Here is a 13,496-nt window from a genome sequence, read left to right on the forward strand (position 1 = left end):
GCCGCGCGCGCTGGGCCTCAGGCCAGGGCCTTGTCCAGTGCGCGCTCGATTTCGCCCTTGATGGTACCGCTCATCATCGACAGCATCATGCCCAGCTTCAGCTCCACGCGGATGCTGTCCTCACCGATATGCACGCTACCGTTGGCGCCGCTGCGCGCCACGTCGACCCGGTCACCGTTCCAGGTGGCCTTGAGGTCGTATTCGCGGGTCAGCCTGTCGACCAGCGCTTCGGCCTTGGCACGGGCGGCATCGCGGCCGAGGGAATGTTTGCGTTCGACGCTGATCTGAGTCATGCAGGTGTTCCTGAAGATGAAGACATAATGGGCATTATGCCCGCCCCTGCCCACTGGCACACCCCGCCAAGACAAATCCGCCCGTTCGCCCTAGAATGGCGGTAATTTTTTCCGGTGAAGCGATATGAACGACCAGCGCAAAGGCGACCACGCCGAACCCACCACCCATTTCGGTTACCAGGATGTCCCTGAAAGCCAGAAGGCGAAGAAAGTCGCCGAGGTGTTCCACTCGGTAGCGGCCAAGTACGACCTGATGAACGACGTGCTTTCCGGCGGCATGCACCGCCTGTGGAAGCGCTTCACCATCGAGTTGTCGGGCGTACGCGCCGGCAACCGTGTGCTGGACATCGCCGGCGGTACCGGCGACCTGGCCGCCAAGTTCTCGCGGCTGGTCGGCCCTACCGGCCAGGTAGTGCTGGCCGACATCAACGAGTCGATGCTCAAGGTCGGCCGTGACCGCCTGCTCGACCGTGGCGTGGCCGGCAACATCGAGTTCGTCCAGGCCGACGCCGAAAAGCTGCCATTCCCCGACAACCACTTCGACTGCGTGACCATTGCCTTCGGCCTGCGCAACGTTACCCACAAGGACGAAGCCATCCGCTCGATGCTGCGCGTGCTCAAGCCGGGCGGTCGCCTGCTGGTGCTGGAGTTCTCCAAGCCGACCAACAAGCTCATGTCCAAGGCCTACGACGCCTACTCGTTCGCCTTCATGCCGCTGGCCGGCAAGCTGATCACCAACGACTCGGAGAGCTACCGTTACCTCGCTGAGTCGATCCGCATGCACCCGGATCAGGAAACGTTGAAGGCCATGATGGTCGAGGCCGGTTTCGACCGCGTCACCTACCACAACATGACCAGCGGCATCGTCGCCGTGCACCGGGGAATCAAACCCTGATGCTGCTGGCCGGGCTGCTCGCCAGCGTCGAACATGGCCTGAACCGCGTGCTGCGCATGGACAGCACGGCCCTGCCGCGGCTGGCCGCGCTGGAAGGCAAGGTCATCGAGATCGACTGCCGCCAACCGGCCCTGCAGGTGTTCATCCTGCCCGATGAAGAGGGCCTGATGCTCGCCGCCCACTGGCAAGGCGAGGTCGACTGCAGCCTGCGCGCCCCGGCCGGCAGCCTGGCACAACTGGCCGTGGCCAGGGACAAGACTGCCGTGCTGCACAGCCCGCAAGTCGAACTGCATGGCGACAGTGCCGTGCTGCTCGACCTGTTCGGCGTGCTGCAGGACCTGGAGCTGGACTGGGAGCACGAGCTGCAACGCTGGCTCGGCCCGGTCGCCACCGCGCTGCTGGCCGGCCACATCCGCCTGCGCGCACGCTGGACCCGCCAGGGCCTGGCGCGCTTCAGCCAGAACCTTTCCGAGTACCTGGCCGAAGAATCCCGCACCCTGGTCGGCAAACGCGAAGCCGAAGCCGCCTTCAGCGAGCTCGATGCCCTGAAGCTCGATACAGAACGCCTCGAGGCGCGCCTCAAGCGCCTCTCCCGATCCCTTGATATCAGCGATAACGCATGAAGCTGCTCGCCGTCCGCCGTCTTTTTCGCATCCAGCGTGTAGTCATCCGTTACCGGCTGGATGACCTGCTGTTCGACTACCCGCTGCCCTGGTGGCTGATGAGCCTGCGCCTGCTGATGCCGTGGCGTTGGCTCCCGCGCAAGCCGTCCGAGCTCAGCCGTGGCGCGCGCCTGCGCCTGGCACTGCAGGACCTTGGGCCGATTTTCATCAAGTTCGGTCAGCTGCTGTCTACCCGCCGCGACCTGCTGCCAACCGACATCGCCGATGAGCTGATGTTGCTGCAGGACCGCGTGCCGCCGTTCGACCCGCAACAGGCCGTGGCGCTGATCGAAGAGCAGCTCGGCGCCCCGGTCAGCCAGGTCTTCAGCCGCTTCGACGTCGAGCCACTGGCCTCGGCCTCGGTGGCTCAGGTTCACGCTGCCCGCCTGAAAAGCGGCGAAGAGGTGGTGGTCAAGGTAGTCCGGCCAGGCCTCAAGCCGGTGATCGCCGCTGATATTGCCTGGCTGTTCCTGATCGCCAAAGGCGCCGAGCGTGTCTCTGCCGATGCTCGCCGCCTGCACCCGGTGGAAATCGTCGGCGATTACGAAAAAACCATCTACGACGAACTCGACCTGCTGCGCGAAGCGGCGAACGCCAGCCAGCTACGGCGCAATTTCGAAGGTTCCGAGCTGATGTATGTGCCACAGGTGTACTGGGACTGGTGCCGGCCGAAAGTACTGGTGATGGAACGCATCTATGGTGTGCCGGTGACCGACATGGCCACGCTCGCCGATCAGCGCACCGACATGAAGATGCTGGCCGAACGCGGCGTGGAAGTATTCTTCACCCAGGTGTTCCGCGACAGCTTCTTCCACGCCGACATGCACCCCGGCAACATCTTCGTCAGCACGGTACGCCCCTGGAGCCCGCAGTACATCGCCATCGACTGCGGCATCGTCGGCAGCCTGACGGACGAGGACCAAGATTACCTGGCGCGTAACCTGATTGCCTTCTTCAAGCGAGACTATCGCCGCGTCGCGCAACTGCACATCGACTCGGGCTGGGTACCGGTGCACACCAAGGTCAATGAATTCGAAGCAGCGATCCGTACCGTCTGCGAGCCGATCTTCGAAAAACCGTTAAAAGATATTTCCTTCGGCCAGGTGCTGATGCGTCTGTTCCAGACGGCACGGCGTTTCAACATGGAAGTCCAGCCACAGCTGGTCCTGCTGCAGAAAACCCTGCTCAACATCGAAGGCCTGGGGCGTCAGTTGTACCCCGACCTGGACCTGTGGAGCACCGCCAAACCGTTCCTCGAACGCTGGATGCGTGACCGCATGAGCCCGAAAGCCGTGCTTGGCAACATCCACAGCCAGGTCGAGCAGTTGCCGCACCTGGCCGACATGGCCCGCGACGTCCTCGAACGCCTGTCACAACCGCACCTGCACGACCCGCAACTGCCTGAACGCCGTCGCCAGGGCGACCGCTGGGCGCTGCGCCTGCTGGGTGCCGGCCTGCTGGGCGGTGGTGCGGTACTGGCTGCTGGTGCCGCCGAGGCCGCGAGCCTGACCGCCCCTGCCGCCTGGCCTGCCTGGCTGATGCTGGCCGCCGGCCTTTACCTGATCGTGCGCCAATAGCCAGCCGCGCCCATGGCTGGCACACTAGCGCAAAGGGCCCGGCACAGGAGCGGGCCCGCTTTGGAGTCGACGATGAAAGACTGGCTGGACGAGATCAAGTGGAACAGCGAGGGCCTGGTACCGGCTATCGCCCAGGACCACAAGACCGGACGCGTGCTGATGATGGCCTGGATGAACCGCGAATCGCTGGCCCTGACCGCCGCCGAGCAACGCGCCATCTACTGGTCGCGTTCGCGTGGCAAGCTGTGGCGCAAGGGCGAGGAATCCGGGCATGTGCAGAAGCTGCATGAAATGCGCCTGGACTGCGATGCCGATGTGATCATCCTGATGGTCGAGCAACTGGGCCATATTGCCTGCCATACCGGCCGTGAAAGCTGCTTCTACCGCGTCTTCGAAGACGGCCAGTGGAAAACCGTCGACCCGGTCCTGAAAGACCCGGATGCCATCTACAGCGCAGGACACTGACATGAGCGACACCCTCAACCGCCTGGCCGAAGTGCTTGAAGAACGCAAGCAAGCGGCCCCCGACAGCTCCTACGTTGCCAGCCTGTACCACAAGGGCCTGAACAAGATCCTCGAAAAGCTTGGCGAAGAGTCGGTCGAGACGATCATTGCCGCCAAGGACGCTGCGGTCAGCAAGGATTACAGCGATGTCATCTACGAAACCGCCGACCTGTGGTTTCATAGCCTGGTAATGCTCAGTGCGCTGGGCCAGCATCCGCAAGCCGTGCTCGATGAGCTGGAACGTCGCTTCGGTTTGTCCGGGCATGATGAGAAGGCCGCACGCCAACCGTCGGCCTGATGTATTTTCCCCCTGTGGGAGCGGGTTCACCCGCGAAGAATGCAACGCGGTGGCACCGGCTTCGCCGGTGTTCGCGGGTAAACCCGCTCCCACAGGGGCCGCGCTGCCGAAAAAATTCGCTGTACCTGTAAATTTCAGGAGTACGAAATGGGTATCTTTGACTGGAAACACTGGATCGTCCTGCTGGTCGTCGTGGTCCTGGTGTTCGGCACCAAGAAGCTGAAGAACTTCGGCAGCGACCTGGGCGAGTCGATCAAAGGCTTCCGCAAGGCCATGAGCGACGAAGAGAACAAGCCGGCCGAGCAGACTCCGCCGCCTGCCCAGCCCGTTCCACCGGTGCAGAACACTGCCCAGCAGAACCAGGGCCACACCATCGAAGGCCAGGCCCAGTCGGTCCAAGAGCCGCAGCGGAAAGACTGACTAATGTTCGGCATCAGTTTCAGCGAGCTGCTGCTCGTCGGCCTGGTCGCCCTGCTGGTGCTCGGCCCCGAGCGCCTGCCCGGTGCCGCGCGCACGGCAGGCCTGTGGATCGGCCGGCTCAAGCGCAGTTTCAACAGCATCAAGATGGAAGTGGAGCGCGAGATCGGCGCGGACGAAATCCGCCGCCAGCTGCACAATGAGCACATTCTGCAGATGGAAGAGGAAGCCAAGCGCATCCTCAACCCGATGACGCCACCGGCGCAGCCGCCTGTCACCACCGCCACCGTGCAGCCGCCCGCCGGGCTCGAAGCCAGGCCGGTCGAGACCGCTGCCACCCCGGCCACGCCTTCTGAACCGCCTCAACCGCCGCGAGCCCCATGAGCGAAAATCCGGAACATGACCAGCCTATGCCGCTGGTTTCGCACCTGACCGAACTGCGCACCCGCCTGCTGCGCTGCGTTGCCGTCATTTTCCTGATCTTTGCCGGGCTGTTCTCCTTCGCCCAGCAGATCTACACCCTGGTCTCCGCACCGCTACGCGAGCACTTGCCGGCCAATGCCACGATGATCGCCACCGATGTGGCATCACCGTTCCTCACGCCCTTCAAGCTGACCATGATCGTCTCGCTGTTCCTGGCGATCCCGTTCATCCTGCAGCAGATCTGGGGTTTCATCGCACCCGGGCTCTACCGTCATGAAAAGCGCATCGCCATTCCGCTACTGGTGTCGAGCATCTTCCTGTTCTACGCCGGCATGGCCTTCGCCTACTTCCTGGTGTTCCCGCTGATCTTCGGCTTCTTCGCCAGCGCCACGCCGGAAGGCGTGTCGATGATGACCGACATCGCCAGCTACCTCGACTTCGTGATGACGCTGTTCTTCGCCTTTGGCGTGGCCTTCGAAATACCGGTGGCGGTGGTGCTGCTGGTATGGATCGGCGTGGTCGATGTGAAGTACCTCAAGAAGATTCGCCCCTACGTGATCATCGGCTGCTTCGTGGTCGGCATGGTCCTTACCCCACCGGACATCTTCTCCCAGACCCTGCTGGCCGTACCCATGTGGCTGCTGTTCGAGATCGGCGTGCTGTGCGGCAGCCTGATCCGCAAACGCAGCGAAGCCGACGATAGCGCCGCCAACGACCATAACGACCAGCCACCAGCGACCCAACCGTGAACCTGTTGCTCCTTGAAGAGGCCGACTTCGTCTCGGCCAACCGCGTCGTTCTCGCAGACCGGCGTTTCACCCACATGCAGGACATCCACCGTGTGGCGGTGGGCGACAATTTGCGCGTGGGCCGTATCAACGGCCTGATGGGCAAGGCCACGGTGCTGCGCCTGGAAAAGCACGAAGCCGAACTGGAAGTCGTCTTTGACCAGCAGCCACCGGCCAAGCTGCCGCTGACCCTGGTGCTCGCCGTACCTCGGCCGAAAATGCTGCGCCGGCTGTTCCAGACCGTGGCTACCCTCGGCGTGCCGCGGCTGATCCTGCTGAACAGCTACAAGGTCGAGAAAAGCTTCTGGCAAACACCCTTCCTGCAACCGGAAAGCATTCGCGAAAACCTCATCCTTGGCCTGGAACAAGCGCGCGACACCGTGCTGCCCGAAGTAATCATCGAGAAGCGCTTCAAGCCGTTCGTCGAAGACCGCCTGCCGGCCATCGCCGCAGGCACCCTGGGCCTGGTCGGCCACCCCGGCCCCTACCCCGCCTGCCCGCGCGCCGTGGAGCAGCCCGTGACCCTGGCCATCGGCCCGGAGGGCGGCTGGATCCCCTACGAGGTGGACCTGCTGGGCAAGGCAGGCCTGGCTCCGGTCCAGCTGGGCGACCGCATCCTGCGGGTCGAGACTGCTGTGACAGCACTGCTCTCGCGGATTTTCTGACACGTAAGTCAGCTTTTACCCATAAAGTTTCCCTTCCCCAGGCCGATTGTCTTGGCAACACAACAATTAATGGTGCTGCCAAGCCGCCGGGGAGTCGTACATGTATCAATGGTTCGCCCAATCATTGGGCAATGTGAGCGTCAATCGCAAACTGGGGCTGGGCTTCGGCCTCGTGCTGCTGCTGACCCTGGCCATCACCCTGGCCGGCTGGCACGGCATGGACAGCATCATCGACCGTGGCGACAAGCTGGGAAACATCTCTGTCATCCAGCAGTACACCCAGGAACTGCGCATCGCCCGCCAGCATTACCAGCGCCAGCCTGACGATGCTTCGGTGGCAGAGCTGGAAAAGGCCCTGGGCAACCTCGACAGCCAAGTGCAGCTTATGCTCGGGCAGATAGAGCAACCCGCTGACCGCCAGCGCCTGGAGCAGCAGCGCGAGGCCGTGCGTGGCTACCAGCAGGCATTCAACGAACTGAAACAGGCCGGCCAGCGCCGCGAGGCCAGCCGCGCTGTGCTTGGCGACACTGCCGACAAGGCTGCGGAGCTGATTGGCCGGGTGCAACGCGGCCTGCTGCAGGGTGGCGATATCAGCCAATACCAGCACGCAGTGGAAGTCAGCGCCCTGTTGCAACAGGCACGCTTCCAGGTACGCGGGTACACCTACAGCGGCAACGCCGACTACCAGCAAACGGCCCTCAAGGCCATCGACCAGGCCTTGGCCGAACTGCGCGCGCTACCGGCCAAAGTGCCAGCGGAGCACGCTGCCAGCCTGGACGATGCCACCACCGCCCTGGGGGGCTACCGCGACGCGGTCACCCAATACGGCAGTGCACAGGTCGCCAGTGAACAGGCCCTGCAGAGCATGGTCGAGCACGGCACGGTTCTGCTGCAGACCAGCCAGGCCATGACCACATCGCAAACCGCCGTGCGCGATGCCGGTGCGGCCCAGGCCAAGACCGTGCTCGCCGTGGCCACCGTGCTGGCCCTGGCCCTCGGCCTGCTGGCGGCCTGGGTCATCACCCGGCAGATCATCATCCCGCTGCGCCAGACCTTGCGCGCCGCCGAACGCGTGGCCAGTGGCGACCTGTCCCTGGATCTGCAGGCACAACGCCGCGACGAACTGGGCCAGTTGCAAGCCAGCATGCACCGCATGACTCAGGGCCTGCGCGAACTGATCAGCGGCATCGGTGATGGTGTCACGCAGATCGCCAGCGCTGCCGAGGAGCTGTCGGCGGTGACCGAGCAGACCAGTGCCGGGGTCAACAACCAGAAGGTCGAGACTGATCAGGTGGCGACCGCCATGAACCAGATGACCGCCACCGTGCATGAGGTGGCGCGCAATGCCGAGCAGGCCTCGGAAGCTGCGTTGATGGCCGATCAGCAAGCCCGCGAAGGCGATCGTGTGGTCGGCGAGGCGGTGGCGCAGATCGAGCGCCTGGCCGGCGAAGTAGTCAACTCCAGCGAAGCGATGAACCAGCTCAAGGCCGAAAGCGACAAGATCGGCAGCGTGCTCGATGTGATCAAGTCGGTGGCCCAGCAAACCAACCTGTTGGCCCTCAACGCGGCGATCGAGGCGGCCCGTGCCGGCGAGGCCGGGCGTGGCTTTGCCGTGGTGGCTGATGAGGTGCGCAGCCTGGCGCAGCGCACCCAGCAATCGACCGAAGAGATCGAAGAGTTGATTGCCGGCCTGCAGAGCGGCACCCAGCGCGTGGCCAGCGTGATGGATAGCAGCCGCCAGTTGACCGATAGCAGCGTCGAACTGACCCGCCGCGCTGGCAGCTCCCTGGAGACCATTACCCGGACCGTGTCGTCGATCCAGGCCATGAACCAGCAGATTGCCACCGCTGCGGAAGAGCAGACCGCAGTAGCTGAAGAGATCAACCGCAGCGTGATGAACGTGCGGGATATTTCTGACCAGACCTCGGCGGCCAGTGAAGAAACGGCCAGCTCCAGTGTGGAGCTGGCGCGGTTGGGTACCCATTTGCAAGGGTTGGTGGGGCGGTTCAGGCTCTAGGTTGATGTGTAGGTCGCCTGTACTGGCCTCTTCGCGGGTAAACCCGCTCCCACAAGTACCGCACAGTTCTCAATGTCTGTGTAGTACCTGTGGGAGCGGGTTTACCCGCGAAGAGGCCGACGCAGGCGGAATATTCCTACCTATTGAAGTGAAATTTCCTACCTGATTATCAGGTCAAGTCCTACAGCTCCGCTGCCGATTGGCAAAGGTGTGATGCCAGCAATGTGCCTGCATCCTAGCCCCCAATCGCACGGAGATTCCTCATGCTCGGCTACCTCAACCGCAAGCTCGGCAACATCAGTGTCGGCGCCAAGCTCGCCCTCGGCTTTGCCGTGGTCCTGCTACTTACCTTGGCAACCACCGTCAGTGGTTGGCGTGCACTGGATGACGCCATTGTCCGCTCGCAGCAACTCAGCGAAATCGGCCTGATCAACGACCTGACCAAGGACTTGCGCGCAGAGCGCATCACGTACCGCGTCCTCAACGACAACGCCAGCAGAACGCGGATAGCCAACATTCTCGACCAGCTCAACAGCATGCTGACCACCTTGCAACAACGTAGCAGTGTGGATGAGTCGCGGCAGATGCTGACTGAAAAGCTGGAGCTGCTGCAGCGCCTGCGCGGCGATTTCAGCGAGCTGGAGAATACTGTCGCCAAACGTATCGCCCTGCGCCAGGCCATGCAGGCCCAGGAGCAGAAGCTCAGCGAAGTGATCGATGATCTCCAGACCCAGGCCTTGCTGAGGATGCCTGCCGACAGCCAGCAAGGCGGTGTGCTGGGGCTGATGGACACGCTGAGCCGACATGTCGACGGTGCCAACCAGCAGATTCTGGTTCCGGCCTATACCTTCTCCCCTGTGGAAAGCTTCGCCAAGGTCGGCGACAGCTCCCTGGATGCTGCCGACAGCAGCCTTGCGCAACTGCTCAAAGGCCTTGCGCCACTTGGCTTGCCCCGTTCACTCACTCAGCAACCCGGGGAGCAGCTGGCCAAGTACCGCGCCAGCCTGGATGACTATCGCCGGGCTGCGGTGCGTGTGGAACAGCTGCAAGACAACATGGAGAACATGGGCAACGAGCTGCGCGCGGTAAGCCTGGAACTGGGCAAACGCAAGATCGAGCAGCGTGACAGGGAAGCCCTTGAGGCCCGCTCGGTGCTGACCACTGTAGCCCTGCTGGCGCTGGTCGTAGGCGTCGTCGCCGGTTGGCTGATCACCCTGCAGATTACCCAGCCTTTGCGCCAGACCCTGGCCGTGGCCGCACGCATTGCCAAGGGCGATCTGAGCCAGGTCGAACCGGTGCTACGCCGCGACGAGATGGGCCAGTTGCAAGCCAGCATGCGCGAAATGACCTTGAGCCTGCGCGAGCTGATCGGTGGCATCGACCAGGGCGTCGGCAGCCTGTCACAGGCCGCCACGCAACTGGCGGCCAGCAGCGAAGACACCAAGCTGCGCATCAACCAGCAGCGCGAGGAAACCGACCAGGTGGCCACGGCCATGAACCAGATGAGCGCCACCGTGCAGGAAGTGGCGCAGAACGCTGAACAGGCCTCGCTGGCAGCGACCAACGCCGACCAGCAGGCACAGGTCGGCGACCAGGTGGTGGCCGAAGCTATCGGCCGTATCGAACAGCTTGCCGGGCAGATGGACCATTGTCTGGCCGCCATGCAGCACCTGGCGGGCGAGAGCCAGCGCATTGGCAGCATCCTCGATGTAATCAAGTCAGTGTCCGAGCAGACCAACCTGCTGGCCCTGAACGCGGCGATCGAAGCGGCGCGGGCGGGCGAAGCCGGGCGTGGCTTTGCCGTGGTGGCCGATGAGGTACGCGGCCTGGCCCAGCGCACCTCGACGGCCACCGAGGAAATTGGCCAACTGATCGACAGCCTGCACAACGGCACCGACGAAGTGACCCGCCTGCTGGACAACAGCAAGAACCTGACCGAGCAGAGCGTGGAGCTGAGCCGCAAGGCCGGGCATGCGTTGAGCCAGATCACCGACACGGTGTCGAGCATCCAGGGCATGAACCAGCAGATTGCGACCGCCAGCGAAGAACAGAGCGTGGTGGCCGAACAGATCAACCGCAGTGTGCTGAATGTGCGCGATGTTTCGGATCAGACCAGTGCGGCCAGTGAGCAGACGGCGGCTTCGAGTGGGGAACTGGAGCAGCTGGGCCAGCAGTTGCGGGGGATGGTCGGGCGGTTCAACATCTGAAATTCTTGGGGCTGCTTTGCAGCCCATCGCGACACAAGGCCGCTCCTACAAGAGATTGCATTCCCCTGTAGGAGCGGCCTTGTGTCGCGAAAGGGGCGCAAAGCGCCCCCAGCGACTACAGCACCTGGCGCAGGAATGCCTGCGCGCGCGGGTCCTTCGGCGAGGCGAAGAACGCGGCCGGCGCCGAATCTTCCAGCAACTTGCCATGGTCGAAGAACAGCACGCGGTCCGCCACTTCGCGGGCAAAGCCCATTTCGTGGGTAACGCAGACCATGGTCATGCCTTCCTGAGCCAGGGTCTTCATCACGTCCAGCACCTCGCCGACCATTTCCGGGTCAAGCGCCGAGGTCGGTTCGTCGAACAGCATCACTTTCGGGTCCATGGCCAAGGCACGGGCGATCGCAACCCGCTGCTGCTGGCCACCAGACAGGCGCGATGGGTATTCGTTGGCCTTCTGCGCAATGCCTACCTTCTCCAGCAGCGCCCGGGCCTTGGCTTCGCGGTCAGCCTTGTTACGCTTGCGCACCACCTTCTGCGCCAGGCACAGGTTCTCCAGCACGGTCATGTGCGGGAACAGGTTGAAGTGCTGGAACACCATGCCGACTTCGCGGCGGTAGGCGTTGATGTCGGTCTTCGGGTCGGCCAGTTGCAACCCGTTGATGGCCACATGGCCTTCGTCGAAATGCTCCAGGCCGTTCAGGCAGCGCAGGAAGGTCGACTTGCCCGAGCCCGACGGGCCGAGCACCACCACCACCTCGCCCTTGGCGACCTGGGTGGTGACGTTATCCACGGCCCGTACCACGTGGCCACGGGTGTCGAAGACTTTCAGCAGGTCACGGACTTCAATCACTTTGCGCAAGCCTCCGCTCGAGCCGGCTGGCCAGGTGCGACAGCGGCAGGTTGATCAGCAGGTACAGGCCTGCCACGCAGAACCAGATCTCGAAGGTCGAGAACGATGTGGTAATGGCCTCGCGGCCGCTCTTGGTCAGTTCGGTGATGGCGATCACCGAGACCAGCGAGGTATCCTTGACCAGGCTGATGAACTGGCCGGCCAAAGGCGGCAGCACACGCTTGAAGGCCTGCGGAAGGATAACGTGGCGCATAGACTGGCCAGCGTTCAGGCCCAGCGAGCGGGCCGCTTCGTTCTGGCCCTTGGCGATGGATTGCACGCCGGCACGAACGATTTCAGCCACGTAGGCACCGGTGAACAGCGCCAGTGCAGCCACCCCGGCAAACTCGCGGGACAGGTTGAGCACGGTACCGATGAAGAAGTAGAAGATGAATATCTGCACCAGCAGCGGTGTACCGCGCACCAGTTCGACATACACCGTCGAAAGGTCATGCAGCGTTGGGTTGCTGGACAGTCGGCAGAGACCCGCGAACAGGCCGATCAACAGGCCCAGGGCACCGGATACCACGGAAATCCAAAGCGTTGTCCACAGGCCCCAGGCCAGCGGGCCAGCCGCCCAGTGGCGGGTGACGCCAATCTGGTCGCCTTCGGACACATCATCGCCACGGGACAGCTGCAGGCTGTCCTTGGCCACATCGAGCACCTGCTCGGCACCATTTTCATCTTTCAGCGTGACACGGGCATTGTCGCCAGAGATGACGATCTCCTGCACGGTACCGTAACCGGCTGCACGTTGTGCTTCCTCGGCCTTGTAGGCGAAGTACTGCGGTACGCGGTTCCAGCGCCACTCGTAGGAAATCATCGAGGTGGCCATGTACAGGCTGAATGCCAGGCCCACCAGGACCAGGGCAGTCAAACCGTGCCAGGGCCACTGGGCTTTCTTGTGTTTGATCACGTGGGGTACTTCCGTAAATGCGAACGCGCAGGGTTTGCCTGCGCGTCGAGGTCATAAAGCCGGGCTTGTGGCCTGGGCCTTATTCCATTTCCTTCAGCCAGTCCTTGTTCTTGAACCACTTGTCGTGAATACGATCGTAGGTCCCGTCATGCTTGATCTGGTGCAGGAAGTTGTTGATGAAGTTGATGCTGTCGTAGTCGCCCTTCTTCAGGCCAAAGGCCAGCGGCTCGTAGGTGAAGGGTTCTTCGAGGAACAACAGCTTGCCGGCACCGGCCTTGTCCACTGCCACCACGTTGTACGGTGCGTCATAGACGAAGGCGTCAGCCTTGCCGTTGACCACGTCCATCACCGCTTCCTGCTCGTTGTCGTAGCCGTGGTACTTGGCCTTGGCGATCAGCTTCTTGGAAACCATTTCGCCGGTGGTGCCGAGCTTGGAGGTGATGCGGTACTTCTCGTTGTTCAGGTCCTTGTACGACTTGATCTCGCCCGCCAGTTCCTTGCGGATCAGCAGGGTCTGGCCAACCACGATGAAGGGTTCGCTGAAGTTCAGGCGCAGGTTGCGTTCCTGGGTCAGGGTCATGCCGCTGCCGATCATGTCGAACTTGTCGGTCAGCAGGGCCGGGATGATGCCGTCATAGGCCGTGGATACCGGCTCGAACTTGACGCCCATGGACTTGGCCATGGCTTTGAGGATATCGACTTCGAAGCCGATGATCTCGCCGCGCTTGTTGGTCATCTGGAACGGCATGTAGGTAGGGTCCATGCCCACCCGCAGGGTGCCGCGCTTGACCGCGTCATCGATCGCGCCCGCCTGGGCCGCCGTCACGGCGACCAGGGCGGTGACACCGACCAGCAGTCGCGAAAGGTATTTCTTGATCATCACCAAGTCCCCTAGCAAGAAAAGTAGCGAATCTTATTGTTGGCATGGCCGTGGCGGCCGATGCG

15 protein-coding genes and 1 pseudogene are annotated in these 13,496 nt (G+C 63.0%); 12 read left to right on the forward strand and 4 right to left on the reverse strand.

The annotated features are described in order from the left end of the window. Window positions 1-17: 17 nt before the first annotated feature. Window positions 18-293, reverse strand: a complete 276-nt coding sequence (locus RIN61_RS09795; protein ID WP_112249546.1) for a polyhydroxyalkanoic acid system family protein — start codon at window positions 291-293, stop codon at window positions 18-20. Between the two features lie 124 nt (window positions 294-417). Here RIN61_RS09795 and ubiE point away from each other — a divergent pair, with 124 nt between their 5' ends. From ubiE to RIN61_RS26935, 12 genes and pseudogenes are all read left to right on the forward strand, one after another. Further along, entirely contained in the window at window positions 418-1,188 is a 771-nt protein-coding gene (gene ubiE / locus RIN61_RS09800; protein WP_013974541.1) for a bifunctional demethylmenaquinone methyltransferase/2-methoxy-6-polyprenyl-1,4-benzoquinol methylase UbiE, read from the forward strand. After that, window positions 1,188-1,811 (forward strand): ubiquinone biosynthesis accessory factor UbiJ, encoded by a 624-nt coding sequence (locus RIN61_RS09805; protein ID WP_112249548.1) that lies wholly within the window; start codon window positions 1,188-1,190, stop codon window positions 1,809-1,811. The genes ubiE and RIN61_RS09805 overlap by 1 nt, the downstream gene beginning before the upstream one ends. Continuing rightward, window positions 1,808-3,427, forward strand: coding sequence for a ubiquinone biosynthesis regulatory protein kinase UbiB (gene ubiB / locus RIN61_RS09810; RefSeq protein WP_112249550.1), 1,620 nt, complete (start codon window positions 1,808-1,810; stop codon window positions 3,425-3,427). The genes RIN61_RS09805 and ubiB overlap by 4 nt, the downstream gene beginning before the upstream one ends. 72 nt (window positions 3,428-3,499) lie before the next feature. Next, a complete protein-coding gene (gene hisI / locus RIN61_RS09815) occupies window positions 3,500-3,892 on the forward strand; it encodes a phosphoribosyl-AMP cyclohydrolase (protein WP_013974544.1) in 393 nt (130 codons plus the stop codon). Between the two features lies 1 nt (window position 3,893). Further along, the gene (locus RIN61_RS09820) at window positions 3,894-4,229 is read left to right on the forward strand and encodes a phosphoribosyl-ATP diphosphatase (protein WP_013974545.1); all 336 of its coding nucleotides are present in this window, start codon (window positions 3,894-3,896) and stop codon (window positions 4,227-4,229) included. A gap of 147 nt (window positions 4,230-4,376) precedes the next feature. Next, window positions 4,377-4,649 (forward strand): twin-arginine translocase TatA/TatE family subunit, encoded by a 273-nt coding sequence (locus tag RIN61_RS09825; RefSeq protein ID WP_112249552.1) that lies wholly within the window; start codon window positions 4,377-4,379, stop codon window positions 4,647-4,649. A 3-nt stretch (window positions 4,650-4,652) separates the two neighbouring features. Then, entirely contained in the window at window positions 4,653-5,030 is a 378-nt protein-coding gene (gene tatB / locus RIN61_RS09830) for a Sec-independent protein translocase protein TatB (RefSeq protein WP_025340918.1), read from the forward strand. Next, entirely contained in the window at window positions 5,027-5,818 is a 792-nt protein-coding gene (gene tatC / locus RIN61_RS09835; protein WP_085621727.1) for a twin-arginine translocase subunit TatC, read from the forward strand. Before tatB ends, tatC begins: the two co-directional genes overlap by 4 nt. Next, window positions 5,815-6,522 carry a 16S rRNA (uracil(1498)-N(3))-methyltransferase gene (locus RIN61_RS09840; RefSeq protein ID WP_215520511.1) on the forward strand — a complete coding sequence of 236 codons (708 nt, stop codon included), beginning with the start codon at window positions 5,815-5,817 and terminating at the stop codon, window positions 6,520-6,522. The genes tatC and RIN61_RS09840 overlap by 4 nt, the downstream gene beginning before the upstream one ends. Before the next feature lie 217 nt (window positions 6,523-6,739). Next, window positions 6,740-7,684: pseudogene (locus RIN61_RS26925) on the forward strand (methyl-accepting chemotaxis protein); the annotation flags it as partial. A gap of 141 nt (window positions 7,685-7,825) precedes the next feature. Continuing rightward, window positions 7,826-8,539 carry a methyl-accepting chemotaxis protein gene (locus RIN61_RS26930; RefSeq protein ID WP_404940928.1) on the forward strand — a complete coding sequence of 238 codons (714 nt, stop codon included), beginning with the start codon at window positions 7,826-7,828 and terminating at the stop codon, window positions 8,537-8,539. A gap of 263 nt (window positions 8,540-8,802) precedes the next feature. Next, on the forward strand, window positions 8,803-10,746 hold the full coding sequence (locus RIN61_RS26935; RefSeq protein WP_112249558.1) for a methyl-accepting chemotaxis protein: 1,944 nt from the start codon (window positions 8,803-8,805) through the stop codon (window positions 10,744-10,746). Between the two features lie 115 nt (window positions 10,747-10,861). On the opposite strand, the gene RIN61_RS09855 is transcribed toward RIN61_RS26935, so the two are convergent. The 3 genes from RIN61_RS09855 to RIN61_RS09865 form a co-directional block, all read right to left on the reverse strand. Further along, window positions 10,862-11,596, reverse strand: coding sequence for an amino acid ABC transporter ATP-binding protein (locus tag RIN61_RS09855; RefSeq protein WP_112249926.1), 735 nt, complete (start codon window positions 11,594-11,596; stop codon window positions 10,862-10,864). Beyond that, a complete protein-coding gene (locus RIN61_RS09860; RefSeq protein WP_112249560.1) occupies window positions 11,589-12,551 on the reverse strand; it encodes an amino acid ABC transporter permease in 963 nt (320 codons plus the stop codon). Before RIN61_RS09860 ends, RIN61_RS09855 begins: the two co-directional genes overlap by 8 nt. Window positions 12,552-12,630: 79 nt before the next feature. Further along, complete coding sequence (locus RIN61_RS09865; RefSeq protein ID WP_024087841.1) at window positions 12,631-13,428, reverse strand: transporter substrate-binding domain-containing protein; 798 nt, start codon at window positions 13,426-13,428, stop codon at window positions 12,631-12,633. Window positions 13,429-13,496: the final 68 nt, after the last annotated feature.

Source organism: Pseudomonas inefficax, from assembly GCF_032164165.1.
Lineage (GTDB): Bacteria > Pseudomonadota > Gammaproteobacteria > Pseudomonadales > Pseudomonadaceae > Aquipseudomonas > Aquipseudomonas inefficax.

Bases quoted from the DNA above. Each gene is read 5' to 3' on its own strand.
- tatB (WP_025340918.1), top strand. From the start codon at position 4,653: ATGTTCGGCATCAGTTTCAGCGAGCTGCTGCTCGTCGGCCTGGTCGCC.
- RIN61_RS09795 (WP_112249546.1), bottom strand. From the start codon at position 293: ATGACTCAGATCAGCGTCGAACGCAAACATTCCCTCGGCCGCGATGCC.
- RIN61_RS09820 (WP_013974545.1), top strand. From the start codon at position 3,894: ATGAGCGACACCCTCAACCGCCTGGCCGAAGTGCTTGAAGAACGCAAG.
- RIN61_RS26930 (WP_404940928.1), top strand. From the start codon at position 7,826: ATGAACCAGATGACCGCCACCGTGCATGAGGTGGCGCGCAATGCCGAG.
- ubiE (WP_013974541.1), top strand. From the start codon at position 418: ATGAACGACCAGCGCAAAGGCGACCACGCCGAACCCACCACCCATTTC.
- tatC (WP_085621727.1), top strand. From the start codon at position 5,027: ATGAGCGAAAATCCGGAACATGACCAGCCTATGCCGCTGGTTTCGCAC.
- RIN61_RS09805 (WP_112249548.1), top strand. From the start codon at position 1,188: ATGCTGCTGGCCGGGCTGCTCGCCAGCGTCGAACATGGCCTGAACCGC.
- RIN61_RS09825 (WP_112249552.1), top strand. From the start codon at position 4,377: ATGGGTATCTTTGACTGGAAACACTGGATCGTCCTGCTGGTCGTCGTG.
- hisI (WP_013974544.1), top strand. From the start codon at position 3,500: ATGAAAGACTGGCTGGACGAGATCAAGTGGAACAGCGAGGGCCTGGTA.
- RIN61_RS26935 (WP_112249558.1), top strand. From the start codon at position 8,803: ATGCTCGGCTACCTCAACCGCAAGCTCGGCAACATCAGTGTCGGCGCC.
- ubiB (WP_112249550.1), top strand. From the start codon at position 1,808: ATGAAGCTGCTCGCCGTCCGCCGTCTTTTTCGCATCCAGCGTGTAGTC.